Annotated in this window: 21 protein-coding genes, 1 other RNA gene and 1 pseudogene; 6 read left to right on the forward strand and 17 right to left on the reverse strand. The window is 67.2% G+C overall.

The genetic code is table 11. From position 1 onward, the window contains the following. The 12 genes from N5C25_RS13290 to mraZ all read right to left on the reverse strand — a co-directional run. Nucleotides 1-639, reverse strand: a 639-nt coding sequence (locus N5C25_RS13290) for a cell division protein FtsQ/DivIB (RefSeq protein WP_279937090.1), incomplete at its 3' end; no start/stop codon positions are given. After that, nucleotides 636-1598, reverse strand: a complete 963-nt coding sequence (locus N5C25_RS13295; RefSeq protein ID WP_279937091.1) for a D-alanine--D-alanine ligase — start codon at nucleotides 1596-1598, stop codon at nucleotides 636-638. The genes N5C25_RS13295 and N5C25_RS13290, both read right to left, overlap by 4 nt. After that, a complete protein-coding gene (gene murC, locus N5C25_RS13300; protein WP_019661073.1) occupies nucleotides 1595-3031 on the reverse strand; it encodes a UDP-N-acetylmuramate--L-alanine ligase in 1437 nt (478 codons plus the stop codon). The genes N5C25_RS13295 and murC overlap by 4 nt, the downstream gene beginning before the upstream one ends. Nucleotides 3032-3071: 40 nt before the next feature. Further along, entirely contained in the window at nucleotides 3072-4160 is a 1089-nt protein-coding gene (gene murG, locus N5C25_RS13305) for an undecaprenyldiphospho-muramoylpentapeptide beta-N-acetylglucosaminyltransferase (RefSeq protein ID WP_111098015.1), read from the reverse strand. Next, nucleotides 4157-5482 (reverse strand): putative lipid II flippase FtsW, encoded by a 1326-nt coding sequence (ftsW, locus tag N5C25_RS13310; protein ID WP_279937092.1) that lies wholly within the window; start codon nucleotides 5480-5482, stop codon nucleotides 4157-4159. Before ftsW ends, murG begins: the two co-directional genes overlap by 4 nt. A gap of 1 nt (nucleotide 5483) precedes the next feature. Then, the gene (mraY, locus tag N5C25_RS13315) at nucleotides 5484-6569 is read right to left on the reverse strand and encodes a phospho-N-acetylmuramoyl-pentapeptide-transferase (protein ID WP_019661070.1); all 1086 of its coding nucleotides are present in this window, start codon (nucleotides 6567-6569) and stop codon (nucleotides 5484-5486) included. Further along, a complete protein-coding gene (murF, locus tag N5C25_RS13320; protein WP_279937093.1) occupies nucleotides 6559-7953 on the reverse strand; it encodes a UDP-N-acetylmuramoyl-tripeptide--D-alanyl-D-alanine ligase in 1395 nt (464 codons plus the stop codon). Before murF ends, mraY begins: the two co-directional genes overlap by 11 nt. Then, a complete protein-coding gene (locus tag N5C25_RS13325) occupies nucleotides 7950-9458 on the reverse strand; it encodes a UDP-N-acetylmuramoyl-L-alanyl-D-glutamate--2,6-diaminopimelate ligase (RefSeq protein WP_279937094.1) in 1509 nt (502 codons plus the stop codon). The genes murF and N5C25_RS13325 overlap by 4 nt, the downstream gene beginning before the upstream one ends. Next, nucleotides 9455-11299, reverse strand: coding sequence for a penicillin-binding protein 2 (locus tag N5C25_RS13330; RefSeq protein WP_019661067.1), 1845 nt, complete (start codon nucleotides 11297-11299; stop codon nucleotides 9455-9457). Before N5C25_RS13330 ends, N5C25_RS13325 begins: the two co-directional genes overlap by 4 nt. Beyond that, on the reverse strand, nucleotides 11296-11559 hold the full coding sequence (gene ftsL / locus N5C25_RS13335; RefSeq protein ID WP_005412242.1) for a cell division protein FtsL: 264 nt from the start codon (nucleotides 11557-11559) through the stop codon (nucleotides 11296-11298). The genes N5C25_RS13330 and ftsL overlap by 4 nt, the downstream gene beginning before the upstream one ends. Continuing rightward, nucleotides 11556-12524 carry a 16S rRNA (cytosine(1402)-N(4))-methyltransferase RsmH gene (rsmH, locus tag N5C25_RS13340; protein ID WP_279937095.1) on the reverse strand — a complete coding sequence of 323 codons (969 nt, stop codon included), beginning with the start codon at nucleotides 12522-12524 and terminating at the stop codon, nucleotides 11556-11558. Before rsmH ends, ftsL begins: the two co-directional genes overlap by 4 nt. A 14-nt stretch (nucleotides 12525-12538) precedes the next feature. Then, complete coding sequence (gene mraZ, locus N5C25_RS13345; RefSeq protein ID WP_004143635.1) at nucleotides 12539-12985, reverse strand: division/cell wall cluster transcriptional repressor MraZ; 447 nt, start codon at nucleotides 12983-12985, stop codon at nucleotides 12539-12541. A gap of 323 nt (nucleotides 12986-13308) precedes the next feature. Here mraZ and N5C25_RS13350 point away from each other — a divergent pair, with 323 nt between their 5' ends. Together N5C25_RS13350 and N5C25_RS13355 are read left to right on the forward strand one after the other, a co-directional pair. After that, complete coding sequence (locus N5C25_RS13350; RefSeq protein WP_279937099.1) at nucleotides 13309-14097, forward strand: NRDE family protein; 789 nt, start codon at nucleotides 13309-13311, stop codon at nucleotides 14095-14097. Between the two features lie 185 nt (nucleotides 14098-14282). Next, nucleotides 14283-14749: pseudogene (locus tag N5C25_RS13355) on the forward strand (DM13 domain-containing protein); the annotation flags it as partial. A 27-nt stretch (nucleotides 14750-14776) separates the two neighbouring features. On the opposite strand, the gene rnpB reads toward N5C25_RS13355, so the two are convergent. Both rnpB and rsmI read right to left on the reverse strand, forming a co-directional pair. Next, nucleotides 14777-15128: RNase P RNA component class A (gene rnpB, locus N5C25_RS13365), an RNA gene on the reverse strand. Nucleotides 15129-15283: 155 nt separating this feature from the next. Further along, complete coding sequence (rsmI, locus tag N5C25_RS13370) at nucleotides 15284-16102, reverse strand: 16S rRNA (cytidine(1402)-2'-O)-methyltransferase (RefSeq protein ID WP_058980429.1); 819 nt, start codon at nucleotides 16100-16102, stop codon at nucleotides 15284-15286. Between the two features lie 81 nt (nucleotides 16103-16183). Here rsmI and N5C25_RS13375 point away from each other — a divergent pair, with 81 nt between their 5' ends. The 4 genes from N5C25_RS13375 (at nucleotide 16184) to N5C25_RS13390 (ending at nucleotide 20337) form a co-directional block, all read left to right on the forward strand. Then, on the forward strand, nucleotides 16184-17905 hold the full coding sequence (locus N5C25_RS13375; protein WP_058980482.1) for a penicillin-binding protein activator: 1722 nt from the start codon (nucleotides 16184-16186) through the stop codon (nucleotides 17903-17905). After that, a complete protein-coding gene (locus N5C25_RS13380) occupies nucleotides 17895-18263 on the forward strand; it encodes a YraN family protein (RefSeq protein WP_186008954.1) in 369 nt (122 codons plus the stop codon). The genes N5C25_RS13375 and N5C25_RS13380 overlap by 11 nt, the downstream gene beginning before the upstream one ends. Before the next feature lie 110 nt (nucleotides 18264-18373). Beyond that, nucleotides 18374-18955: a metal-dependent hydrolase gene (locus tag N5C25_RS13385; RefSeq protein ID WP_058980431.1), complete on the forward strand. Its 582-nt coding sequence runs from the start codon at nucleotides 18374-18376 to the stop codon at nucleotides 18953-18955. Then, nucleotides 18952-20337, forward strand: a complete 1386-nt coding sequence (locus N5C25_RS13390) for an FAD-linked oxidase C-terminal domain-containing protein (RefSeq protein WP_058980432.1) — start codon at nucleotides 18952-18954, stop codon at nucleotides 20335-20337. The genes N5C25_RS13385 and N5C25_RS13390 overlap by 4 nt, the downstream gene beginning before the upstream one ends. A 100-nt stretch (nucleotides 20338-20437) precedes the next feature. Here the strand turns inward: N5C25_RS13390 and N5C25_RS13395 are convergent, their stop codons facing one another. From N5C25_RS13395 to N5C25_RS13405, 3 genes are all read right to left on the reverse strand, one after another. Next, complete coding sequence (locus tag N5C25_RS13395) at nucleotides 20438-22438, reverse strand: acyltransferase family protein (RefSeq protein WP_345781923.1); 2001 nt, start codon at nucleotides 22436-22438, stop codon at nucleotides 20438-20440. Nucleotides 22439-22653: 215 nt separating this feature from the next. After that, complete coding sequence (locus N5C25_RS13400; RefSeq protein WP_279937098.1) at nucleotides 22654-25578, reverse strand: autotransporter outer membrane beta-barrel domain-containing protein; 2925 nt, start codon at nucleotides 25576-25578, stop codon at nucleotides 22654-22656. A gap of 288 nt (nucleotides 25579-25866) precedes the next feature. Then, entirely contained in the window at nucleotides 25867-26457 is a 591-nt protein-coding gene (locus N5C25_RS13405; RefSeq protein WP_058980434.1) for a hypothetical protein, read from the reverse strand. Nucleotides 26458-26473 lie beyond the last annotated feature (16 nt).

Genomic DNA, 26473 nt, shown 5'->3' on the forward strand with positions numbered 1-26473 from the left:
GATCGGCGCGTCCTGGCGGTTGAGCTGTGGCAGTACCTTGACGAAGCGCTGCAGGCGCGAGCGCGCATCGTCACGGCCGACCACCACTTCGGTGCCGTTGCTCAGCACCAGCGACCAGCTGCCGCGTGCATCCATCGTTACCCGGCGCACATCGACGCCGGCCGGTGCGAACAATGCACGCGAGTCGCTGTACAGCTTCATCACTTCTTCGGTCTGGCTGTCCGGGCCGTCCAGTTCGGGCAACGCCAGGTCGGCCAGCTTCTTCGGCGTGGGGAACAACTTGCCCTGCTCGGAAACCAGGCGGTCGTTGCCCCAGCGCGCGAACGGCTTGTGCTCGACCAGGGTCACTTCCAGCACGTCCGGCCACTGCTTGCGCACCCGCGCGCTTTCCACCCACGGCAGTTTTTCCAGTGCGTCCTGCGCGTCCTGCAGCTTGACCGCGAAGAAGCCGGCGCGCGCATACGGCAGCAGCACCTGCTGCAGCTGCTCGGCCGGTACCCGCTTGAACTCGCCATGCACGCGCAGCTTCGCCAGCGGCCAGCGCTCGGCGCCGACCCAGCCATTGACCACGGCCACCACCGGCAGTGCAACCACCGACAGCGCCAACAGCCAGACGAAGATGCGCAGCACCGCGTTCATGCGTGCGAAGCCTCCAGGGTCTGTTCCAGCACGCGCCACACCAGTTCCTCGAAACCGATGCCGGCCTGGCGGGCCGCCTTGGGTACCAGCGAATGGCTGGTCATGCCCGGCGCGGTGTTCACCTCCAGCAGGAAGAAACGGCCGCTGCTCCGGTCGCGCATCACGTCCACGCGGCCCCAGCCACGGCAGCCAGCCGCGCGGAACGCGGCCAGCGCGATGCGCCGGATTTCCACTTCGTCGTCACCCTCCAGGCCCGGGCAGAGGTACTGGGTGTCCTCGGCGATGTACTTGGCGTTGTAGTCGTACCACTGGCCCTTGGGCACGATGCGGATCGACGGCAGGGCAACGTCGCCGAGGATGGCCACGGTCAGCTCATCGCCCACCACCATCTGCTCCATCAGCAGCTGGCCGTCGTAGCGCGCGGCCAGGGTCACGGCCTCGTCCAGGCCAGCCTCGTCGGTGACCCGGCTGATGCCCACGCTGGAGCCTTCGTTGGCCGGCTTGACCACAACCGGCAGGCCCAGCTCTGCTGCCAGTGCATGCACCGTGGACGCGTCGACCTTGCGGTACTGCGGCGTCGGCAGGCCCAGCGACAGCCACACCTGCTTGGTGCGGATCTTGTCCATGCTCAGCGCCGAACCCAGCACGTCCGAGCCGGTGTACGGCACGCCGAAGGCGTCCATCAGGCCCTGCACGATGCCGTCCTCACCGCCACCGTTGTGGCCATGGAGGATGTTGAACACGCGATCGATGCCACCGGCGGCCAGCGCCTTGGCCAACGCCGGGATGCCATCGACGGCGAACGCATTGACGCCGCGTGACTGCAGGGCTTCGAGCACGTTGCGGCCCGAGTCCAGCGACACCTCGCGTTCGCTGGAACTGCCACCGAGCAGCACGGCGACGCGGCCGAACTCGGCTGGGTCGGTCACGCGCAGCGGCGGGAAGGTCAGCGTGCTCACGCCTCGCCCTCCCCCTTGAAGCCTTCCACCGCGATGTGGGTGGCCACGGCGCCAATATCGCCCGCCCCCATCATCAGCAGCAGGTCACCGTCCTGCAGCACGTCCGGCAGCACGCTGGCCAGTTCGGCAGCCTTGCCCACCACCACCGGCTCGCTGCGACCGCGGGCGCGGATGGCGCGGGCCAGCGCATGCGAGTCGGCACCGGCAATCGGTTCCTCACCGGCCGGGTAGACCTCGCTCAGTACCAGTGCGTCGACGCTGGACAGCACCGCAGCGAACTTGTCGAACTGGTCACGGGTGCGGCTGTAGCGGTGCGGCTGGAAGGCCACCACCAAGCGCTTGTCAGCCCAGCCACCGCGGGCCGCGGCGAACACGGCCTCCAGCTCGCTCGGGTGATGGCCGTAGTCATCGATGATACGGACCTTGGCACCACTGGCGGTGGTCACTTCGCCCAGATCGTTGAAGCGACGGCCGACACCGGCGAAGCTTTCCAACGCACGCGCGATGGCATCCGGCGCCACGCCCAGCTGCCAGCCCACTGCGGCGGCGGCCAGCGCGTTGAGCACGTTGTGCCTGCCCGGCAGCGCCAGCACCACTTCCTGGCTGGTGCCCTGCGGCAGGCGCAGGGTGAAGCGCATGCGCGGCCCTTCCTGCACCACGTTCTCGGCGCGCACGTCGGCCTGCGGGCTCATGCCGTAGCTCATCACGTGACGCGGGGTTTTGGCGGCCAGCGCGGCCACTTCCGGGTCATCGATGCACAGCACGGCCAGGCCGTAGAACGGCAGGCGCTGCAGGAACTCGGCGAACGCCGCCTGCACGCGGGCAAAGTCGTTGCCGTAGTTTTCCAGATGGTCGGCATCAATGTTGGTGATGATCGACATCAGCGGGTTCAGGCGCAGAAAGCTGCCATCGCTTTCGTCGGCCTCGGCCACCAGCCACTGGCCTCCGCCCAGCTTGGCGTTGGCACCGGCCGCCAGCAGCTGGCCACCGATCACGAACGTAGGGTCCAGGCCACCTTCGCTCAGCACCGCAGCAGTCAGGCTGGTGGTGGTGGTCTTGCCATGGGTACCGGCCACGGCGATGCCGCGGCGGAAGCGCATCAGCTCGGCCAGCATCGCCGCACGCGGCATGATCGGAATGCGCTGGCTGCGCGCTTCCATCAGTTCCGGGTTGTCTTCGCGGATGGCGCTGGAGACCACCACGCAATCGGTGCCCAGCACGTTGGCCGCCGAGTGGCCGCGCATGATGCGCGCACCCAGGCTGGCCAGGCGGCGGGTCGCCACGTTGTCGGCGTTGTCCGAGCCGGACACTTCATAGCCCAGCGTCAGCATCACTTCGGCGATACCGCTCATGCCGGTGCCGCCGATGCCGACGAAATGCACGCGCGGGAACGCGCGCACCAGGTCGTTGGTGTCGTGCAGGCGACGGATCATGCGCGGCCTCGCGCAGGGCAGGCGCGGTGGCATGCCTTCTTCATACAGCTTCCTCAAGAATGATATCGGCGATGCGCTCGGCGGCATCGACCTTGGCCAGGGCACGCGCGGCTTGCGCCATCTGCATGCGGCGGGCGGGATTTTCGGACAGATCGCGCAGCAGTGCGGCAATGCCGTCGGCCAGCGTTCCGTCCTGCTTCAGCAAAACCGCAGCACCGCGCTCGACCAGATACTCCGCATTGCGGGTCTGGTGATCGTCGACGGCAGCGGGGAATGGCACCAGCACACTGCCGACACCGACCGCGCACAGCTCGGCCAGCGTCGAAGCGCCCGCGCGGCACACCACCAGGTCCGCCCAGGCGAAGGCCTCGGCCATGTCGGCGATGAACGGCGTGATGTCGGCCAGCACGCCGGCCTTTGCATACGCCTCCACCGCTTCGGCGTGCATTTTCTCGCCACTCTGGTGGCGCACCTGTACCGGAATGCCGGGGCCGAGTGCGGCGATCGCCTGCGGCACGCCGGTGTTCAGTGCACGCGCGCCCTGACTGCCGCCAACCACCAGCACGCGCAGCGGTCCGTGGCGGTCGGCGAAGCGCTGTTCCGGCGGTGCGGTGGCGGCGATCTCTGCGCGCACCGGATTGCCGACGAACTCCTCACGCTCGGCGAAGGTACCCGGGAAGCCGGTGAGGAGGCGGCGCGCATAGCGCGACAGGATGCGGTTGGTCATGCCGGGCGCGCGATTCTGTTCGTGCACCAGCAGCGGGAGGCCGTGCAGGCGGGTGGCCATGCCACCGGGGCCAGAGGCAAAGCCACCGAAGGCGACCACCGCACGCGGCTGGCGCTTGCGGATGATCATGCCGGCAGCGCGCAGCGCGCGCATCAGCCGCCACGGCGCGCCCAGCAGGGCCAGCTTGCCCTTGCCGCGCAGGCCGGTGATGGCCAGCGTGTCGATTGGAATGCCGTGCTGCGGCACCAGTCGCGTTTCCATCGCGCCGTCGGCGCCCATCCAGGTCACCGGCACGCCGCGCTCGCGCAGCACGCGGGCCACAGCCAGGCCGGGAAAGATGTGACCGCCGGTGCCACCGGCCAGGATCATCACCGGGCGCACGCTATCGGTGGCCGCGCTCATGACAGCCTCCCGAACGTCGGTTCGATACGCGACTGAAGGCGGCTGGTGCCGCGCGCGGCGTTTGCTGGAGCTGGAGCTGCGGCCGTCGCCCCGGCGCTGATCGGCGCGCTGGCGGCCACCTGCACGGCTGGCTCGCCCACCGGCTCAGCAGCTGCGTCTTCGGCGCCACCGATGCGCACGGCCTGGCGGCGCTCGGCACGCTTGAGTTCATAGGACACGCGCAGCAACAGGCCCATCGCAACGCAGGTCATCAGCACCGACGAACCGCCAGAGGAAATCAGCGGCAGAGTCAGTCCCTTGGTCGGCAGGATGCCCAGGTTCACGCCGATCGAGACGAAGGTCTGCATGCTGATCCACAGGCTGATGCCGAAGGCGATGTAGCCAGAGAAGTGGCGCTTCATTTCCACGCAGCGCATGCCCAGCCAGAAGGTCCGGCCGACCAGCAGCGCGTACAGGGCCACGATCACGCAGGTGCCCAGGAAGCCGAATTCCTCGGCGGTGACCGAGAAGATGAAGTCGGTATGCGCTTCGGGCAGGTAGTACAGCTTCTGCACCGAGTTGCCCAGGCCGACGCCGGTCCACTCGCCACGGCCCACCGCCATCAGCGCGTTGGACAGCTGGTAGCCGTCGCCCTGCTGGTCGGCCCAGGGGTCCAGGAAGGAGGTGATGCGGCGCATGCGGTACGGCTCGATGATCGCCAGGGCGCTCATGCCGACCAGGCCGATGATCACCGGCATCGACATGCGCGGCATGTTCACCCCGCCCAGTACCAGCATGCCGGCGGTGATCGCCAGCAGCAGGGTGGACGAGCCGAAGTCCGGCTGCAGCAGCAACAGCACCACCAGCGCACCGGCCACGCCCAGCGGCTTGAGCATCGCCGGCCAGGTCGCGTTGACCTCGTCGCGGAAGCGCACCAGGTAGCTGGACAGCCAGACGATGTAGAGCACTTTCACCGCCTCGACCGTCTGGAACTTGGAGATGCCCAGGTTGATCCAGCGGCGCGCACCGTTGACCGTGCTGCCCAGGCCGGGTGCGAACACCGCCAGCAGCAGCACGAAGCAGCCCAGCAGCAGCATCTGGTTGTACTGCTCGATGGACTTCAGCTCGGTACGGGCGGCAACCACCGCCAGCACGATACCCACCGCCAGGAAGATCAGGTGGCGGTTGAGGTAGTAGAACGGGCTGCTCATCAGCGCGATCGAGCTGGACGCCACCATCACCACGCCAATGCCGGTGAGCGCGATGATCGCGCCCAGCAGCCACTTGTCGTAGCTGCCTTCGATGGCTTCAAGGCGTGTTGCCTGGCGGGACAGGTCGTTCATCTCAGCGCACCTTCAACGTGGCCAGGCCGATCAGCACAAGCACGACGGAGATGATCCAGAAGCGCACGATCACGCGCGGCTCCGGCCAGCCCTTCAGTTCGAAATGGTGGTGGATCGGCGCCATGCGGAACACGCGCTTGCCGGTCAGCTTGAACGAGGCCACCTGGATCATCACCGACAGCGTCTCGATGACGAACACGCCACCCATGATCACCAGCACCAGCTCCTGGCGGGTGATCACCGCGATGGTGCCCAGCACCGCCCCCAGCGCCAGCGCGCCGATGTCGCCCATGAACACCATGGCCGGATAGGTGTTGAACCACAGGAAGCCCAGGCCCGCGCCGGCGATGGCCGCGCAGATGATGACCAGTTCGCCGGCCCCCGGGATCTGCGGGATCTGCAGGTAGTTGGCGAACACTACGTTGCCCGAGGCGTAGGCGAACACGCCCAGCGCGCAGGCCACCAGCACAGTCGGCATGATCGCCAGCCCATCCAGGCCGTCGGTCAGGTTCACCGCATTGGAGAAGCCGACGATCCAGAAGTAGGCGATCGCCACGAAGCCGATGCCGGCCAGCGGCAGCGCCACCGACTTGAACATCGGGATGTAGAAGGTCAGCGCTGCCGGCACGTCGGCTGTATGGAACAGGAACAGGCCGGCGGCCAGGCCGAAGATCGACTGCAGCAGGTACTTCCAGCGCGACTTCAGCCCGTTCGGGTCCCGGCGGACGATCTTGATCCAGTCGTCATACCAGCCGATGGCACCGAAGCACAGCATCACTGCCAGCACCAGCCACACGTAGCGGTTGCGCAGGTCGGCCCACATCAGCACCGACAGGGTGACGGTCAGCAGGATCAGCGAGCCACCCATGGTCGGCGTACCGGCCTTGGAGAAATGGGTCTGCGGACCGTCCTTGCGGATCGGCTGGCCGCCCTTGAACTGGGCAAGCTTGCGGATCATCGCCGGGCCGAGCCACAGCGACAGGAACAGGGCCGTCAGCGCGGCAAGGATGGCGCGGAACGTCTGGTAGTTGAACAGCCCGAACAGGCTCTCCAACTGCTGCAACCATCGAGCCAGTTCATACAACATGCGGGGATTCCTCTCCTTGCGCCAGCAGCGCTTTGACAATCGTGTCCATGGCGCTGCCACGGGAACCCTTGACCAGGCAGCGCACGCCGGCGTGCAGCTCGTCCTTCAGCGCCTTCGACAGCGCGTCATGGGTGGCGAAATGACGGCCGCCTTCGCCGAAAGCGGTAGCGGCAGCGGCGCTGAGCGGGCCCAGCGCATACAGGCGCTTGAGGCCGGCCGATCGCGCGCGCAGCCCGGCCTGCGCGTGCAGCGCTCCGGCGTCCGGACCCAGCTCACGCATGTCGCCCAGCACCAGCCAGCCCTCTTCCGGCGCGGCGGCCAGGGCGTCGATGGCCGCGGCCAGCGAACCGGGATTGGCGTTGTAGCTGTCGTCCACCAGCACCGCGCCATTGCGCAGCAGATGGGCAATCTGGCGGCCCGGTACCGGCTGCGCCTCGGCCAGGCCAGCCGCGATCAGCGACAGATCGACACCGGCGGACAGCGCCAGGCTGGCGGCAGCCAGCGCATTGCTGACGTTGTGACGACCCGGCAGGCCGAGCACCAGGCGAGCCTCGCCGGCCGGCGAGACCAGGGTGAACTGGCTGCCCTGCGCACCTGCGCGGATGTCGCGCGCGGTCACATCAGCAGTATGTTCCAGGCCGTAGCGCAGCACGCGGCAGCGTGCCGGGGTACCGACGAAATGCTGTTCGAACCAGCGGCCGTAGGCATCGTCGGCGTTGATCACCGCCACGCCATCGGCCGGCAGTGCGGCATAGATTGCGCCCTTGGTCACGGCCACGCCAAGCAAGCTGCCCATGCGTTCCAGGTGTGCCGGGGCGATGTTGTTGACCAGGGCATAGCGCGGGCGGGCGATATCGGTCAGGTAGGCGATATCACCCGGCTTGCCGGCGCCCATCTCGTAAACGGCGTAGTCGGCATCTTCCGGCGCATCGATCACCGCCAGCGGCAGGCCGATCTCGTTGTTGCGGTTGCCCGGGTTGGCGTAGACCACCTTGTGGGCGTGCTGGGCCACCTGCTGAAGGATCGACAGCAGCAGGCTCTTCACGCTGGTCTTGCCGTTGCTGCCGGTGATCGCGAACACCTCGGTGCCCCGGTCACGCTGCATGCCGGTGGCGATCTTCGCCAGTGCAAGCTCGCTGTCGGCCACCAGCACCTGCGGCAGCTCGACCGGCAGCAGGCGCTCGACCAGCAGCGCGCTGGCACCGCGCACCTGTGCATCGGCGGCAAAGTCATGGCCGTCGAAGCGCTCGCCGCGCAGCGCCACATACAGGCTGCCCGGACCGAGGCTGCGGGTGTCATTGCTGACCGCGTCGATGGCCACGTCGTCGCCGTGGATCTCACCGCCGGCCCAGTGGGCGATCAGCGAAAGCAGAGTGCGCTTCACGCGGCACCCTCCCCGGCCTGCGCCTCTAGTACACCGGCCTTGGCCGCCAGTGCAGCGGCAGCCACCTCGGTGTCGTCGAAGTCATGGCGCACACCGTTCACTTCCTGGTACGGCTCGTGGCCCTTGCCAGCAATCAGGATGATGTCGCCGGCACCGGCACGCTTCACCGCCAGGCCGATCGCACGCGCGCGACTGCGCTGCACGGTCACGGCATCGGCATTCTGGAAGCCGGCCAGGATGTCGGCGACGATCACGTCACCGTCTTCGCCACGCGGATTGTCGTCGGTGACGATGACCTGGTTGGCCAGGCGCTCGGCGATCGCGGCCATCTGCGGACGCTTGCCGGTGTCACGCTCGCCGCCGCAGCCGAACACGCAGAACAGCGTACCCTGCAGGTGACCATGCAGGCTGCCCAGCGCTTGTTCCAGCGCGTCCGGGGTATGTGCATAGTCGACCACCACGGTCGGCAGGCCATTCTCGCCGCCGAGGCGGTTCATGCGGCCGCGGATCGGCTGCAGCGCCGACAGCACCTCGGCGATGCGCGGCAGCGGCTGGCCCTGCGCATGCAGGGTACCGGCCACCGCCAGCAGGTTGTCCACATTGAAGCGGCCCAGCAGCGGCGAATGCACGGCCGCGCGCTGGCCGTCGATGACCAGTTCAAACGCAATGCCACGACCATCCAGCTGCAACGCTTCGGCGCGCACGCTGGCATCGCTGGCACCACGCGAACTCAGGCCGATCGGCTGCACGCCCACCGGCAGGCCGGCGAACAGCTGGCGACCGAAGGCGTCGTCCAGATTGATCACCGCTGCCTTCAGGCCCGGGCGATGGAACAGCCGCGCCTTGGCCGCGCCGTAGCTGGCCATGTCGCCGTGGTAATCCAGGTGATCGCGGGTGAGGTTGGTGAATACCGCCACGTCGTAGTGCACGGCATCGACGCGACCCTGGTCCAGCGCGTGCGAGCTGACCTCCATCGCCACCGCGCGCGCACCGGCGTCGCGCAGCTGTGCCAGCAGCGCATGCATCTGCAGCACCAGCGGCGTGGTGAAACCGGTCGGCTCGACCGCACCATAAAGTCCGGCGCCCAACGTGCCGATACTGCCACTGGGCGTTCCGAGCAGGTGCCAGGCCTGGGCCAGCAACTGCACGGTGGAAGTCTTGCCGTTGGTGCCGGTCACGCCCACCATCGCCATCGCCCGCGACGGCGCGCCATGGAACTGGTCGGCCATCGCACCCATGCGTGCGCGCAGGCCCGGCACGGCGATCGCATCGGCTGGCGCCGGCAGTTCGGCCGGTGCCGGGGGCTCGAACAGGATGGCGCTGGCACCGGCCGCGCGGGCCTGCTCGACAAAGTTCAGGCCATGCGCGCCGAAACCGGCGATGGCGACGAAGGCATTGCCGGGACGCACGGCGCGGCTGTCCAGCGCCAGGCCGGTCAGAACGGGATCATGGCCCGCCAGGGCCACGTCGGGAAGCAACTGCGAAAGCAACATCGAAGGACTCATTGCGTGCCTCCCGTAACGGGGGGCGTCTGGGCGTGCGCGCTCGGCAGCGCAGCATCGAATTCAGCGGCGGCATCCACCGGCAGCGCGGTCTCGGCCGGCGGTGCGGGCAGGATCGAGGCCGAGTGGCCGACCTTGCCCGACTGCTGTGCGGCCAGCCACGACTGCAGGTCATCCAGCGGCACGTCCATCAGGCGCAGTGTGCCTTCCATCACGTTGTGATAGACCGGCGCCGACACCAGGCCGCCGTAGAACTTGCCGGCCTGCGGATCGTTGATGACGATGACGGTGGCGAAGCGCGGGTTGGTGGCCGGCACCACACCGGCAAACAGCGCGTTGTAATGGCCACGCTCGTAACCACCCGGGCCGGTCTTGCGCGCGGTACCGGTCTTGCCGGCTACGCGGTAACCCAGCACTGCTGCCTGCTTGGCGCCGCCCTGGGTGACCACCGTTTCCATCATCGCCACCACCTGCCTGGCGACGCTCTCGTCGATGATCTGATGCGCTTCGTTGCGCTGGCCCTTGACGAAGGTCGGCGCGATCAACTTGCCGCCATTGGCCAGCGCCGAGTAGGCGGTGGCGATCTGCAGCGGCGTCACGTTCAGGCCGTAGCCGTAGGACATGGTGGTCTTGGTGGCACCGTCCCAGTTGGCCGGGCGCCGCACCACGCCACCGGATTCACCCGGGAACCCGCTGTGCGGCACCGAGCCGTAGCCGAAACGGCGCACGCCGTCATAGAACACCTGGTCCGGCATCTTTGCCGCGACCTTGGCCGCGCCGATGTTGGAACTGCGGGTGATCACGCCGGTCACGTTCAGCACGCCGTTGTTGCGCGGCACGTCGCGGATGGTGAAGCGGGCCACCTGCATGTAACCCGGGTTGGTATCGATGATGGTGTCCTTGGTCACCGCACCAGCCTGCAGCGCCGTGGCAATCGTCAACGGCTTCATCGTCGAACCCGGCTCGACCAGGTCGGTCACCGCACGGTTGCGGCGCGCATCGGGCAGCGCGCCGGTCAGCGAATTCGGGTTGTAGGTGGGCAGGTTGACCATGGCCAGGATCTCGCCGGTGTTCACGTCCATGATCACCATCGAACCGCCGGCCGCCTTGTTGGCCACCAGCGCGTTGCGCAGTTCCTTGAACGCCAGGTACTGGATGCGGCGGTCGATGCTGAGCGTCAGGTCCTTGCCCGGTTCGGCAGCGCGCAGCAGATCGCTTTCGACGGTCTCGCCCTTGCGGTTGCGGATCACCCGCTTGGCACCGGCCTTGCCGCGCAGCCATTCGTCGAACGCCAGCTCCAGGCCTTCCTGGCCGCGGTCGTCGATGTTGGTGAAGCCCAGCACGTGCGCCATCGCCTCACCCTGCGGGTAGAAGCGGCGGAACTCGCGCTGCGCGGCCACGCCCGGAATCTTCAGCGCGACCACCTTCTCTGCCTCGTCCGGATTGATCCGGCGGCGCAGGTACATGAATTCCTTGTCCGACTTCTGCGACAGGCGGCTGCTCAGCTCATCCACCGACATGCCGACCGCCTGGGCCAGCTCGGGGATGCGCTCGGGCGAACGCAGCAGGTCCTGCGGGTTGACCCAGATCGAGGCGACCGGGGTGGACACCGCCAGCGGCTCGCCGTTGCGGTCGGTGATCATGCCGCGCGAGGTCTTGATCGGCAGCTCGCGCAGGTAGCGGGCCTCGCCCTGGCGCTGGTAGAAGTCGCTGTTGATGATCTGCACGTACGCCGCGCGACCGACCAGCGACACCGAGCACAGGCCGAGCGCCAGCGCGACCCAGCGCAGGCGCTGGCGCAGGTTGAAGGCGTTGCGCGGGCGGTTGCGGCCGGTCTTGCTCATGGCCGCACCACCACGATGTCAGCGGCCTCGGGGAACTTCATGCCCAACTTCTCGCGGGCGATGCGATCAACACGGTTGGCTTCGGCCAGGGTGGCCTGTTCCAGCTGCAGGCGGCCGAACTCCAGGTTGATGTCATCGCGCTTGCGCTCGGCGCGCGACAGTTCGATGAACGTTTGCCGGTGACGATGACGCACGAACACGACGCCGATCGCCGAGGCCACGGTGGAAGCCAGCAGGATGATCAGCAGCAACCGGCTCATGCGTCGGCCTCCCGCTTCTGGGCCACGCGCAGCACGGCGCTGCGGGCACGCGGGTTGGCGGCCAGCTCTTCGTCGGTGGCCTTGATGGCACCGCCGATCAGGTCCAGCGTCGGCACGAACGCGACCGCCTCGGGCAGGCGGCGGTTGGCCGGCGGCGCTTTGGCCAGGCGGTTCATGTACTGCTTGACGATGCGGTCTTCCAGCGAATGAAAGCTGATCACCGCCAAGCGACCGCCGGGCTTGAGCCGTTCCACCGCCGCATCGAGCCCGGCTTCGAGATCGGCCAGCTCGCGGTTGATGTGGATGCGGATGGCCTGGAAGCTGCGCGTGGCCGGGTGGATCTTGTCTTTCCCACGCGGCATCACCGAGGCGATCAGCTCGGCCAGTTCGGCGGTGCGGGAGAAGGGCTGCTTCTCACGGCGGGCCAGGATGGCACGGGCGATGCGGCGGCTCTGGCGCTCTTCGCCGTAGGTCCACAGCACATCGGCGATCTCGCGCTCTTCCACGCGGTTGATCCACTGCGCGGCGCTTTCACCGCTGTCCGGATCCATGCGCATGTCCAGCGGGCCGTCCTTGCCGAAGCTGAAGCCACGTTCGGCCACGTCCAGCTGCGGCGACGACACGCCGAGGTCGAACAGCACGCCGTCCAGGCCTTCGGCCGTCGCATCCCACTGCAGCAGCTGGGCGAAGCTGCCACGGAAGATGGACACGCGCGGGTCCGGCGCGAAATCGCGCTCGGCAACGGCGATGGCTTCCGGATCCTTGTCCATGACCAGCAGGCGCCCCTCGGGACCGAGCTGGGTGAGCACGCCACGTGCATGACCGCCACGACCGAACGTGCCATCCAGATAACGTCCGTTTTCGATCACCCTCAGGCCTTCAAGGACCTGGGTGTACAGGACCGGCAGGTGCACCGCCGGCGACTGCGACACCGGAAGGTGACCGGTCTGCGCTTCTGGGCGCATCCGGGCACCCCGGCTCACAACTTCAGGTCGAGCAACCCATCACCCAGATCCTCGTCAGACAACGTCTGCTGGATCAGGGCCCGATGCGCCTGCTCGCTCCACAATTCGAACTTGTCGCCCATACCGAGCAATACCGCCTTCTTTTCAATGCCCACCGCACCGCGGTGGCTGGCGGGGATGCTGATGCGACCGTTGCCGTCCAGTTCCAGATGGGCGGCCGAGCCGACCAGCTTCTGCTGCAACAGGCGCACGACGCGCTGGGTGTTGGGCTTGGACATGACGTCGTCGCGGACCCGCTCCCATTCCGACTCTGCATACAGCCACAGGCAGCCGGCTTCGAACGGGTTGTAGGTCAGCACGAGACGGTTGTTGCTGGCGCGCGCGACGAGGTCGCGGTAAGCGGTGGGAACCGCCATGCGCCCTTTATCGTCAACTGTGATGGCCGTCTCGCCCTGGAACACGACGCGTGCACCTATCCTTCGCCCGGTGAAACATTGAACCACGAAAACCCACAAAACACCCGGATTTCCCTCTGATGCCCACCTTAGCAGCGGCCGAAGGGTTGTCAACAACTTTTCAGCGGGGAAATCGCCAGCCGCATCAATGGCTTGCAACAACCTTTAGAGAATTGTTCAAGGCTTATCCACAAGTTGCTGATCCGTCTCAATTTTTGAGATTGAACGGAAGTTCAGGGCTGTGGACAGGGCGTGAAACACCTGCTGCGCATTCATCCGCAAGCGCCCGGAAACGCCGCCGGACTGCGCAAACCATGCACAATGAACCCATGTGCCTGCTCGCTCTTGGCTGGATGCACCACCCGCGCTGGCGGCTGGTGATGGCCGGCAACCGTGATGAGTTCCACGCCCGGCCCACCGCGGCGCTGGCCCCCTGGCAGGATGAGACCTCCGTCATCGGGGGACGCGACCTGCGCTCCGGCGGTGGCTGGGCCGGAGTCGGCGCCTCGGGCCGGATGGCGGTGGTCACCAACGTCCGCGACCCGCTGGCGGCCCAGACCGGTCCGTCGCGCGGGACACTGGTGGCCGACTTCCTGCGCGGCCGCGACCCGGCGGCCGTGCATATTGATCGCCTGGCGACCGTGGCTGGCGCCTACGCCCCGTTCAATCTGTTGCTGGCCGATAGCAACAGCCTGGAGTACCTCGGCAACCATCCCGCCGAACGGCAGACGCTTGGCCCGGGCGTGCATGGCATGTCCAACGGCGCGCTGGACGCACCCTGGCCGAAGACCCGGCGGCTGATGGCCGCGCTGTCGGCATGGCTGGAAGCGGACGGGGTCAGATCCCTTTGGCAACGCGATAGGGATCTGACCCCAGACCTGACCCCGCTCTGGGATGCCCTGGCCGATGAACACCGCCCCGCCGACAGCGACCTGCCCGACACCGGCATCGGCCTGGAACGCGAGCGCTGGCTGAGCCCGGCCTTCATCCGCGGCGACGACTACGGCACCCGCGCCAGCACCGTGCTGCTGATTGATGCCGACGGCCACGGCGAAATCCACGAGCGCCGCTTCGGCCCGCAGGGAGTCCCCAGCGGACAGAGCCACGTCATTTTCTGACCGAGTAATGCCGGCCGCTGGCCGGCATCTCTTTCCAGCAGGGTAGTGCCGGCCGCTGGCCGGCAGCTCTGCGATGTCTGGACAGATTTTGCGTCTCGCACTGTGTCTATAAATGCCGCCCGCAACCTCCCTAGGTGGTCATGCCCGGCACCATGCCGCGCGATCCACATCCACATGGAGGACCCATGCGCCGCATCCTCATCCTGCTCGCCACCCACCTGCTCACCCTAGGCCTGGGCTTCGGCCTGGGCGTGTACTTCCTGCCGATCCTGATCGCCCCCGATGACCCGCCGGCCGCCCAGGTACAGGCCGCGATGAAGGACGCCACCTACCGCACCACCTTTCGCCGCGACCTGAAGGGCAGCGATGCAGTGCACTGGGCCGAAGGCAAGGTCAGCGTCAGCGCCACCAGGTCGCCTTCGACGGCAAGATGGGACCAGGTCCGGATTACAAGGTCTATCTGGTTCGCGATTTCGTCGACAACAAGGCCGACTTCCTGAAGATCAAGGCGCAGGCCCAGCGCATCGGCGAGGTGAAGACCTTCAACCGCTTCCTGGTCGAGGTGCCCGCGAACGTGGATGTGGACGACTACACCACCGTGGTGGTGTGGTGCGAGCGCTTCTCGCAGTTCATTTCCGCCGGGCACTACCGATGCGCGGTTCATGCCTATGGAAGAAAGAGGCGGAGCCGGCCGATAAGCCGGGTTCTGTCGTGGACAGTCATTCCTCTAGGCGTTACGTCACCGCAACGCTCAAGCAACCTACCCGGATCCAACGCGGGCCGCGCCAAAGGATCCCTATTTGGTCTTGCTCCAGGTGGGGTTTGCCGTGCCGGTCTGTTGCCAGACTCGCGGTGCGCTCTTACCGCACCATTTCACCCTTACCGGCCTTCCGAAGAAGACGTAGGCGGTATCTTTCTGTTGCACTTTCCGTCGGCTTGCGCCGCCCAGGCGTTACCTGGCACCTTGCCCTATGGAGCCCGGACTTTCCTCGGCACCCCCGAAGGGATGACGCGACTGTCTGGCCGGCTCCGCCAGCGCACATTCTAGCCTACGCACGCCCATCCTGCCGTGCTGATCGCGGCAGCCGGTTCATCCATCCACGCGTGGCGTGGATCTACCGATGCCGCTGCCTTGGTGGGTGCGGATTCCGATCCGGTGGGTGCGGACCTTGGTCCGCACGATCCATCAACTCCCGTACAGCGCCTTGCGCGGCGCGCCGGTCAACTCAGCAGCCAGCCTGGCGGCGGTCGACGGCGGCAGATGCTCGCTCAGCTTGGCGTAGACACGTCGGCCATGCGCCAGCTGCGCTTCCTCGTCGTCACCGGCACCCTGCACCATCACCACGAACTCGCCCTTGCGCTGGTTGTCGTCGGCCTCGACTTGGGCCAGCAGGCCCGCCAGGTCGCCATCAAGCACGGTCTCGAACAGCTTGGTCAGCTCGCGGGCCAGCACCGCCGGGCGCTCGCCGCCGAAGATCGCCGCCATGTCGGCCAGCGACTCGGCGATGCGGTGCGAGGATTCGTAGAACACCATCGTGCGCACTTCACCGGCCAGCGCCTGCAGCCGGTCGCGGCGGCCGCTGGCCTTGGCCGGCAGGAAACCCTCGAAGCTGAAGCGGTCGCTGGGCAGGCCGGCCACGCTCAGCGCGGCGATGGCGGCACAGGCCCCCGGGATCGGGCTGACCTTGATGCCGGCCGCGCGCGCGGCACGCACCAGGCGGAACCCCGGATCGCTGACCAGCGGGGTGCCGGCATCGCTGACCAGCGCCAGCGACTCACCGGCCTGCAGGCGCGACACCAGGCGCTGGGCCAGGGCCTCTTCATTGTGTTCGTGCAGGGCCACCAATGGCTGCTGGATGCCGAAATGGGACAGCAGCTGGCCACTGCGGCGGGTGTCTTCGGCACAGATGGCCGCCACCGAGCGCAGCACCTCCTGCGCGCGCGGGCTCAGATCGGCCAGGTTGCCGATCGGGGTGGCGACGACGTACAGGGTTGGCACACTCATTTCAGCGGTACTCACGGGGCAAGGGTAGAATCGTAGCGTGTACCCGGCCAAGGCCGCTGCCCTCATCGCATGGACCCGATCATGAACAAGCCCGCCGCACGGATCTCCGCCCTGTCGCTGTCGTTGATGCTGCTGGCCGGCTGTGCCACCACCAGCCTGACCAGCGCGCCCGAATCGCCGGCCCAGAGCCAGGCGCTGGCGCTGATCGAACAAGGCAAACCGCGCGACGCCGCCCTGCAGCTGGAAGCGCTGGCCGCAACCCTGAAAGGTGGCGCCCGCAGCAACGCCCTGGCCGATGCCGCCTGGGCCTGGCACCTGGCCGGCGACAGTGCCCGCGCGCGCAGCCTGCTTGGCCAGCTCACCGCCCGCCAGCTGTCCGGCGCCAGCCTGCAGCGCTACCAGCTGACCGGCGCCGAGCTGGCACTGGCCGACAAGCAGCCGGCGCAGGCCCTGGCCCTGCTGAAGGAACAGGGCGACAACGTCTTCCCCGCGCTGCGCACGCGCTGGCACGTAGCCCGCGCCAACGCGCTGCAGGGCACCGGCGATGCCTTCGGCGCCGCCACCGAACGTGCCCGCGCCCATGCCAGCCTGACCGGCAGCGCGCGCAGCGAGAACCAGGCGGCCATCGCCGGCCTGCTCGGCACCCTCGACGATGCCACCCTGCGCAACCGGGCTGCCGCACTGCCGGCCAACGACCCGCTATACAACTTCGCCGGCCGCGCACTGATCGCGCGCGGCCTGCCGCTGCCGCGCCCGTTCGACCGCGATGGCGCCGCCCAGTTCGACACCAGCAAGCGCCCGCCGGCGATGAGCGACGGTTACCGCCCGCCCGCCAAGCTGGCCGTGCTGCTGCCGCTCAGCGGCCGCCTGGCCACTGCCGCACAGCCGGTGCGCGATGGCCTGTTGAGCGCCTACTACGGTGAAAGCCGCCGCCGCCCGGACATCAACTTCTTCGACACCGCCGGCACCCCGGCCGGCGCCCTGGCCGCCTATGACAAGGCCGTCGCCTCCGGTGCCGACTTCGTAGTCGGTCCGCTGGGCCGCGACGAAGTGGACGCCGTGTACGGCCGCCAGCAGCTGCAGGTGCCGGTGCTGGCGCTGAACCGCGGCAAGGACGCACCGCCGGCCGGCAGCGCCGGCTTCTCGCTGGCACCGGAAGACGACGGTATCGTCGCCGCCGAATACCTGCGTGGCCGCGAGCGCGGCAAGGCGCTGGTGATCAACAGCGCCGACGATACCGGCCGCCGTGCCGCCGCGGCCTTCGCCCAGCGCTTTGCCCAGCGTGGCGGCCAGGTGGTGGCCACCGTCGGCGTCAGCGACGCGGTTGGCGATGTCGGCGGGCAGGTGCGCAATGCCGGCCAGGTCGATGCCGTGTTCCTCGCCGTGCGCGCCCCGCAGGCCCGCCTGCTGGCGCCGCAGCTGGCGCTGGCCGGTGCCGGCGGCGCCACCCGCGTTGGCACCTCGCAGCTGACCGTCGGCAGCGGCAAGGTGGAAGAAGACGTGGCGCTGGACGGCATCGTCTACCCGAACGAAGCCTGGAACGTGCGCAGCGTGTCCGGCCTGCCCTCGGCCAGCCAGGTCGCCAGCACTCTGCCCAGCGCACGTGGTGCCGCCGGCCGCCTGTTCGCCTTCGGCGCCGATGCCTGGAAGATCACCGCCTACCTGGACAAGCTGTCCAACGAAGGCGGCCTGGACGGTGCCACCGGCACCCTGTTCCTGGACAGCAATGGCAACATCCTGCGCCAGCCGGCCTGGTCGACCTTCAATGGCGGCCGGCCGATGCCGATCGTCGGTGGTCGCTGAGCGCAGCCAACGGGGCTCGGCGGTGGAAGCGGCCGCCGAGCAGCACCTGCAACAGGCCGGACTGCAGCCGCGTGCGCGCAACGTGCGCTATCGCGGCGGTGAACTGGACCTGGTGATGGACGATGCCGGCACCGTGGTGTTCGTGGAAGTGCGCTACCGTGCGCGATCGGATTTCGGCGGTGGCGCCGCTTCGGTGGATGTGCGCAAGTGTCGACGCGTGGCGCATGCCGCGTTGCTGTACCTGCAGGACCATCCCGCGCTGGCCGATGCACCCTGCCGTTTTGATGTGGTCGACGCCACGGGTGAACCGCCGCAGTTGAACTGGCTGCGTGATGCGTTCCGGTTGGATGATTGCTGATGTGTACCGTCCGCTCTGGCAGAGGCCGACCTTGGTCGGCGCTTCTGTGCCAACCAAGGTTGGCACCTACCAGCGCGCAGCCTGGCCGGCACTACCACGGTGCGTGACTGATGCCTTCGATCATCACCCATGCCGCTGTGCCGTTGGCGCTGTGGTGCGCCGCGGATCGTGGCCGCATTCCGGCATGGCTGCTGGCTGCCGGTGTGGTCGCCGCGATGCTGCCCGATGCCGATGTACTGGCCTTTGCCCTGCACATTCCCTATGCCGATGCGTTCGGCCATCGCGGTGCCAGCCATTCGTTGTTGTTTGCCGGGGTGTTGGCGGTGCTGGCCGCGGTGTGGGCGTTCTTTGGTAGTCGCCGGCCTTGGTCGGCGGATGTGTGCCAACCAAGGTTGGCATCTACCGTACAAGCCGCTGTATTCGTCTTCGTCTGCGCCGCCAGCCATCCGCTGCTGGATGCGATGACCTCCGGCGGCCTCGGCGTCGCGCTGGCCTGGCCGTGGAGTGAACACCGCTTCTTCGCGCCGTGGCGCCCCATCCGCGTGTCACCGTTCGCGCCCCGGTTCTTCAGCGCGCGCGGCATCGCCACCCTGCTCTCCGAACTGCGCTGGGTGTGGCTGCCGCTGGCCGGCGCCGTTGTTGCCTGGAAACTGATCCAACCCGCCCCTGCTGTCCCGCGAGATCCCTCATGAGTACTGCCCTGCCCGCTGCCTTGGTTGCCGAACTGTCTACCCTGCTGGGCGCGGAGGGGTGGCGCATGGATGACAACGCGCTGGAGGCGAACGCGCAGGACAACTCGTGGCGCCACCAGCGCCCTGCCGCCGTCGCGCTGCCTGCCAATGTTGAACAGGTACAGGCCCTGGTGCGCGCCTGCCGTGCACATCACGTGGCGCTGGTCGCGCGCGGCGCGGGCACCGGCACCACCGGCGCTGCCGTGCCGTTGCCGGGCAGCATCGCGCTGTCGTTCACCCGCATGGACCGCATCGTCGAGATCCGTGCCGGTGATCGCTGCGCCGTGGTGCAGCCGGGCGTGCTCAATGGCGCCCTGCAGCAGGCGCTGGCACCGCACGGCCTGTTCTGGGCACCGGACCCGTCCAGCGCGGAGATCTGCAGTGTGGGCGGCAACCTGGCCTGCAACGCCGGTGGCCCACGCGCGGTGAAGTACGGCACCAGCCGCGACAACGTACTCGGCCTGGTGGCGGTGACCGGCACCGGTGAGGTGATCCGCTGCGGTGGTGCCTACACCAAGGATTCCACCGGCTACGACCTCACCCACCTGCTGGTCGGCAGCGAAGGCACGCTGGCACTGATCGTGGAAGCCACCTTGAAGCTAACCCCGTTGCCGGTCAGCCAGGCCGGCCTGCGTGTGCTGTACCGCGATGCCGATGCGGCCGCCGCCGCAGTGTCACGCCTGATGTCGCAGCCGGTGGTACCCACGCGCCTGGAATTCATGGATGCCCGCAGCCTTGAGCTGCTGCGCCTCAACGGTGCGGAAGTACCCGACGCTGGCGCGATGCTGCTGGTGGAAGCCGACGGTGACCACGACACCCTGCCCTATCTGCTGCAGGCGCTGGCCAGCGCCGCTGAAGGTGACGGCATGATCGAACTGGACGTGGCGATGGAAGGGCGCGCACGCGACCAGCTGTGGGCCGCACGCAAGGCCTTGTCGCCCGCACTGCGCAGCGTCGCGCCGGGCAAGATCAATGAAGACGTAGTAGTGCCGGTGTCGCGCATTCCGGAACTGGTGGCCGGCGTACAGGCGTTGGCGCGCGAATACACGCTGACCATCGTCACCTTCGGTCATGCCGGCAACGGCAACCTGCACGTCAATATCCTGTATCACCCTGAGGATGCCGACGAGAACGCGCGCGCGCATGCCGCGCTGCCGAAGATCTTCGAGCTGACACTGGCACTGGGCGGCACGTTGTCGGGCGAACACGGCATCGGCCTGGCCAAGCGCGATTTCATGGCGCAGGCCTTCACCCCGGAAACGCTGGCGGCGATGCGTGCGATCAAGGCCGCGCTGGACCCGGATGGCATCCTCAACCCGGGCAAGGTGCTGCCGCCGGCATAGATCGCGCGCACTCCTGTAGAGCCGAGCCATGCTCGGCTCACCGCGCGCAGCGCGGACTTCCCGCCTGCGGAACGAAGAGCAGCCGAGCGTGGGCTCGGCTCTACAAAGGCTTGTCGTTCGCGATATCGCTCAGGGTCTGCCGGAAGCTGGGCAGCAGCACGCGGTTGCCATGCCCGCTCAGGTGATCGTTGTCGAAGAACAGCGGCTCCCCGTCTTCCACCGCCGAACAGGTCGTTGGCCCGCACAGCAGCGGCAGCGGATCCCACACGGTCATTGACGGGTAACGTGCCGCCAGGTCATCCAGCAGTGCCATCTGCGGCACGCGCAGCATTTCCAGATCCGCACGCGGCATGCTCAGACCCCCGGCACAAGCCGGGTTGCGACGGTTGAACCAGTCCGAACAGCGGTACGCACCGGCCTTGAACAACGGCAGCGGCGCATCCACAACCACGTGCACACCCAGCTTCTGCAAACGCCCCAGCACGCGATCGGCCTCATCGCGTGCAGCTTGTGCATGCGCGGGCGTGCGCTCGGCCAGCACCTGTTGATAGATCTGCTGTGCATCCTGCCGCTGCCAGTCGAACCCACGCAGTTCCGGCATGCGCAAGGCCGCCAGCAGCACGATGTCACCCGGGCGCGCCTCGCGTTCGATGGTCGACAGCGCGTCTTCAATGAAGTCCTGGCAGTCGGCCGGGCTGGCCCGCAGCAGGTTGACGAAGCTGCAGCCGCCGCGATCCTGCTGGCGCACCTCCATGCCGGTCTGCCGCGCGACCATGCTGGTCATGGTGCGATACGCCGCCGCATGCGAGTCGCCGGCCACGAACAGGCGCCGCCCTTCAAGCGCCGGCGCACTCACCGGTTCCAGCGGGCGCCACGCCGGGTAGCGACGCGCCTGCCATGCGTAGCCGTCGCGGGTGACGCTGAGCGAGACCTGCTCGTGGTACTCCACCGTGGCCCAGGCGCCGACACCGCACAGCGCCACCAGCGGAAACGCCATCGCCAGCACCTTGGCCGGTGCCAGCCGCAGCAGCGGCGCCGCACTGCGCAGCGGGCGCTCGATGAAGTGGTAGGACGCGGCAGACACCGCCAGCAGCAGCACCGGATACAGCCACAGCGCGACGCCATGCAGGCCATACGTCCAGCGCAGCAGTACCAGCAGCGGCCAATGCCACAGGTACAGCGAATAGGACAGCCGACCCAGGTAGGCCAGGGGTGTGCAGCCCAGCGCACGGGCGATGCGCGATCTACCCGCTGTCGACACGCCCGCCAACAGCAGCAGGGTACCTGCCACGGTCGCCAGCACGCCCGGCACCGGCATCGCCAACTGCGGGGCGATCAGCATACCCGCGGCCAGCAGCGCCAGGCCCGCCACGGCAGCCGCGTCGCTGCCCTGGCGTGGCGTACGTTTATGCATCCACTGGTAGAGCAGCGCACCCGCGGCCAGCTCCCAGAACCGCGCCGGCAGCAGATAGAACGCCGACGCCGGCGCCGATTGCGCCTGCCAGCCCGCCCACGCCAGCGACAGCACGGTGAGCACCGGCAACAGCCAACGTGACCCCGGCCAGCGCTCACGCCCACGCAACCACACGAAGAACAACAGCGGGAAGACCAGGTAGAACTGCTCTTCCACACCCAGCGACCAGGTATGCAGGAACGGGTTGAGTTCAGCGCCGGGTGAGAAGTAATCGTCCTGCTGGCCGGCCAGCACGATGTTGCTGAAACCGACCAGCGCGGCCCAGCCGGTCTGGTCGAACTGCTCATTGCGCCACGCGCGGGGAATGAACAGTGCCGACAGCACGAAGGTGGCCATCAGCATCACCAGCAGCGCCGGCAACAGGCGCAGCACGCGACGCCGGTAGAAATCGAGCAGCATCGCACCCAGCGATGCCTGGGTGCGCGAGGCCAGCGACTGGCTGATCACGAAGCCGGACACCACGAAGAACAGGTCCACACCGGTGAAGCCGCCGGGCAGCCACGTCGCGTTGCTGTGGAAAAGGACGACGGCCAGCACCGCCAGTGCACGCAGGCCATCGATGGCGGCGTTGTGGGAACGTTCGGGAGAGGACACGCGGGCAACCGGCAGAAGACAGGGCGGCAGCATCGCCACCGTTTGCGCAGTCATTCAATGGACAATCGCGACAGACATGGACATCGTTCAGGACCCGCCCCTGCTCGACGCAGTTGTAGAGCCGAGCCATGCTCGGCTGCTCTTCGTTCAGATCGCGATGAGCCGAGCGTAGGCTCGGCTCTACGGCAGCAGCCAGGGGGCAGAGCCCATTGCCATGGCAATGGGATCCGACCCCGCTGCACGCCCGCTTACCAGGCCATGCGCAGGCCCAGCTGGCCGCCCACATTGCGGTAGCCGTAATCACCGCGCTGCACGCTCATGCCACCCCACGCGCCCCAGCGCTGGCCCAGCTTCAACTCTGCACCGGCCTGCACTTCGTAGCGGTTGCGCGGCACGTCCGCGCCCAGCGCGTCACCGTTGAACTGCAACGTGCTGGTGCCGCTGCCACGCAGCCAGTTCACGCCCAGGTACGGCTGCACCGTGTTGCCGGCGGCAGTGCCATGGCCAAACACACGCACGCCCAGACGCCCGCTCAGGCCACCGGCATCGGCGTGGTCGATCACCGTGCCGTTGCTCTCCACGTGGCGATCGGCGTGGAAATCGACATGGCTCAGCTGCAGCTGCGGCTGCACGTACAGCGCGCTGGCGGCACCCTGCCACACGTTGAAGGTGTAGCCGGCCTCCAGCGACGCACTGGCCATGCGCGAATCGTAGTGCTCCGGCTCCAGGCCAATGCCCTGCACCCGGTTATCGAAACGGCCGTACTGCAGGTTCGCATCGATGTATGCACCCTGGGTGCCTTCAGCCGACTGCAACCAGGTGCCGTACACACCCACGGCACTGCCACGCACCCGACCCTTGGCGCTGTAGCCGGTCAGATCGGACACTGCGCTGCTGTCGGCACGACCCGTGCCCATCATCACGCCGAACGCTGCATTGCCCCGGCGAACCAGGTCAGTGCCAATCTGCAGCACCGAGGTGTTGCCATCAATCGACAGCTGACCACCGACCGCGCTGAAGTCCGCCTGCTGCCGGCCAACGCGCGCCCACGAGGCACGACCTTCATCCAGCGAAACGGCACCGATGCGGTCGTTCAGACGATGGGAAAACATGTTGATGGCTGCCGATTGGTTGGCCAGGTACGCCCCGGCTTCGGGACGCAGCACCGGCACCGGGTCCACGGGATCCACGGGGTCCACCGGATCAATGGGATCGATGGGGTCAACCGGATCAACCGGGTCCACCACACAGCCCGGCGCGGCCGGATTGTCCTTGCAGACATCAAACCATTGCGAACGCAGATACCAGTTGCCATCGGTGGGATCAGTCACGCCCCCCTTGAACAGGAAGTACTCATAGGAGCCGCCCACGGCGCGGCCGGCAAGCGCATAGGTCGCCAACGATGCACCGTCCACTTCGATCAGCTGGATGCCATCGCTGGTCTGAGCGCCAACGCCGCCAATGTTCTTCACCGCAATGCCTGCATCGCCCGAAGTATCGCCACGCACATGCAGGCGATCAAAGGCGCTGTCGTCACCGCCCAGGGCGCCTTGGAACAGGAACGTCGCGCCCTCGCTGTGCAGATCACCGTCCACGGTGAGCGTGTTGAATCGGCCACTGCCGTCGGACAGCGCCACACCACTGTTCAGTACGCTCAGTTCGCCCACCGTGGCATCACCGGTCAGTGTCCACTGGCTTCCGCTTTCAATCGCCATCGTCTGCACCAGGTTGGACGTGCCCTGCCACAGCGACCCGTCTGCCAGGCGCACGTGCACATCGGACTGCGGCACCAGACCGGCATCCTCGTCCTCGGGCGTGATGACGATGTCGCCGACCATCTGCGAATGCCCCTGCAACACCACGTCGAAACGCCCCGCCACCGCCGCATCCAGTGCGATGGCAATGCCATTGCCACCCGATACGTAGGTGTTGTTGGACAGCGTCAAACCGGAGTCACGGCTGCTACGCACCCACACACCACCATGCTGGACGCTTTCCAACGCACTGCGGTCGATGCCCAGCCTGCCGTTGTCATTGATCACCGCAGCCCAGGCGCCCTTGCCCTCGGTGCGAATGTGCGAACCGGTCAACGTCATCCCGCCGCTACCCCCGGTCAGCACACCATGGGCCTGCTGGCCTTCGGTACGGATGATGCTGTCGTCCAGATGGATGCTGCCGCCCTGGCGCGCAACCGCACCAATGGCACCCGCGCCCGTGGTGTGAATCTGGGCCGCACGTGCAGTGATGATCGGGCCGGCGCCGATGCCTGTGAAATCGGCATACAGGCCGTGGCTGCTCTCACCGGACGTGGTCACATTCACGCGGTCCAGATCCACCGTACCGGTCCGTGCATCGATGCCCACCGCACGATCACCCTCGCTGATGACGGAACTGCGGGCCATTACCAGCGTCGATTCGGAGAACATCTTGACCGTTCCGGTCCCGTTGCCGGTGCTGTGGAAGTTGGAGTCCGCCACCGTGACTGCATTGCTGCGACCATTGATGTCCAACGCGATGCCGCTGGCCTTCACCGTGCTTCCTGAGAGGTTGAGCTGGTTGTTATCGGCCAGCCAGATGCCCGACTCGCCTTCAATCGCAACGCCGGTCAGGGTCATGTTCGCCCCGGTGGCCGACACAGCGCGGCTACCCAGCCCCATCGCCGAGATCGAGCCACCGGTCATGGTGATGTCACCGCCGCCGGCGAGGCCGACCGACGACACCCCTTCCATGCGGATGTTCACATCCTGCAGCGTGGCCTGGCTGCCGGTATGCGCCACAACGCCCATGCCGGTGCCCTTGTTGATGACGTCGGTCGCCGTCAGATGCAGTTCACCGCCCGTCGTTGCCAGCGCGGTGGTGGCACCGAAACCGGTGGTGACCAAGGTCGAACCACTCAATTCGATACGACTGCCGGCACCCTCGGCACGGGCCGCGGATGCGCCATCGCCATCGGCACTCACGATGACCGCACCCAGCGGAACGATGCTGCCGCCGTTGAGCGCATGGAAGGCGTGGTTGCCCACACCGGTTGCGCTGTAATCCCCCGCTGCCGGGGTCTGTGCGTCACCGTCTGCAATGACCTGCTGTGCGTGCGCACTGACGGGGATGCCAACGGCTAGCGCCGCCGTCAGTGCGAGGGCCAGCGCCGAGTAGCGGATCTGATGGGATTGCATGTCGGGATCTCCTTTTGTCGAGACCGGCATAGTGGATGTCGCGTTGAACACCCACCATGCAATTAGTTGCAATGTCAGATGCGACATTGCGATACACATGCGACATCAAGTTTCGTGAGGCGACCTCTAGGAGGTGAATGCAACTACAGGTATCACGCAGACTGACGTGATTGACCCGTCTCGCCCGCGCCACATTCATTCAGGCGAGATGACGGATATGTGAAGATGTTGCGAAAAAGAATTATTCGTCAATTCGCCTATGGCGACGGCCTCCTCCCTGCGCCATCCTCATGGCTTCAACACGGGCGCCAAGTAGTAATCGCCACTGCTGTCAAGGCCGGGATATTCCGGTGACCGCAGCGAGATGAGTCCGGTACGGACGGGGGAGCTGCGCATCAGGCCGCCACGCGAAAACACCAGCGCGGTATAGCTGATGACGTACTGCAGCCCATCACCGGCGGTGGTATAAAACTCCATCTCCAGTTCCTCACCAAGGCGGAGCGGCTTTCGATCCAGCAGATTCCAGTAGACATCGAAGGCCAACAGCACCGAATCGGGAGAGCTGGCATAGGACGCGTACGTCCTTCCCTGGTATTGCAGGTCACCTGCGTACGTCAGCCCTGGCACATCCAAGCGCACGAAGACACTGATGGGCCCGCCCGGAAACGCGCACTTCCTCAAGGATGAGCGCCCTCTTTCCTGATCCATGAAGACGCGTGGTTGTACTGGAGCAGCTGCATAGACCGTATCAAGCACAACGTCCGGATAGGCTGTGTAGTGTTCGCATGCCATTGCCGGCCCGGATACCAGTGACAAGCCGGCAAGAACGGATCCAAGCAGTGAGCGAAGACGCGTGTAATGGACGATGGCCAGACGCATTGAATATCCTCATCGA

The organism is Stenotrophomonas sp. GD03958 (assembly GCF_029839005.1).
Classification (GTDB): domain Bacteria; phylum Pseudomonadota; class Gammaproteobacteria; order Xanthomonadales; family Xanthomonadaceae; genus Stenotrophomonas; species Stenotrophomonas hibiscicola.

Coding starts and splice junctions, on each gene's coding strand:
- murC (WP_019661073.1), bottom strand. CDS start 3,031: ATGATCCGTCGCCTGCACGACACCAACGACCTGGTGCGCGCGTTCCCG.
- N5C25_RS13390 (WP_058980432.1), top strand. CDS start 18,952: ATGAGTACTGCCCTGCCCGCTGCCTTGGTTGCCGAACTGTCTACCCTG.
- rsmH (WP_279937095.1), bottom strand. CDS start 12,524: ATGCGCCCAGAAGCGCAGACCGGTCACCTTCCGGTGTCGCAGTCGCCG.
- N5C25_RS13400 (WP_279937098.1), bottom strand. CDS start 25,578: ATGCAATCCCATCAGATCCGCTACTCGGCGCTGGCCCTCGCACTGACG.
- ftsL (WP_005412242.1), bottom strand. CDS start 11,559: ATGAGCCGGTTGCTGCTGATCATCCTGCTGGCTTCCACCGTGGCCTCG.
- N5C25_RS13395 (WP_345781923.1), bottom strand. CDS start 22,438: ATGCTGCCGCCCTGTCTTCTGCCGGTTGCCCGCGTGTCCTCTCCCGAA.
- N5C25_RS13375 (WP_058980482.1), top strand. CDS start 16,184: ATGAACAAGCCCGCCGCACGGATCTCCGCCCTGTCGCTGTCGTTGATG.
- mraY (WP_019661070.1), bottom strand. CDS start 6,569: ATGTTGTATGAACTGGCTCGATGGTTGCAGCAGTTGGAGAGCCTGTTC.
- N5C25_RS13405 (WP_058980434.1), bottom strand. CDS start 26,457: ATGCGTCTGGCCATCGTCCATTACACGCGTCTTCGCTCACTGCTTGGA.
- ftsW (WP_279937092.1), bottom strand. CDS start 5,482: ATGAACGACCTGTCCCGCCAGGCAACACGCCTTGAAGCCATCGAAGGC.
- murG (WP_111098015.1), bottom strand. CDS start 4,160: ATGAGCGCGGCCACCGATAGCGTGCGCCCGGTGATGATCCTGGCCGGT.
- N5C25_RS13330 (WP_019661067.1), bottom strand. CDS start 11,299: ATGAGCAAGACCGGCCGCAACCGCCCGCGCAACGCCTTCAACCTGCGC.
- rsmI (WP_058980429.1), bottom strand. CDS start 16,102: ATGAGTGTGCCAACCCTGTACGTCGTCGCCACCCCGATCGGCAACCTG.
- N5C25_RS13325 (WP_279937094.1), bottom strand. CDS start 9,458: ATGAGTCCTTCGATGTTGCTTTCGCAGTTGCTTCCCGACGTGGCCCTG.
- N5C25_RS13350 (WP_279937099.1), top strand. CDS start 13,309: ATGTGCCTGCTCGCTCTTGGCTGGATGCACCACCCGCGCTGGCGGCTG.
- N5C25_RS13385 (WP_058980431.1), top strand. CDS start 18,374: ATGCCTTCGATCATCACCCATGCCGCTGTGCCGTTGGCGCTGTGGTGC.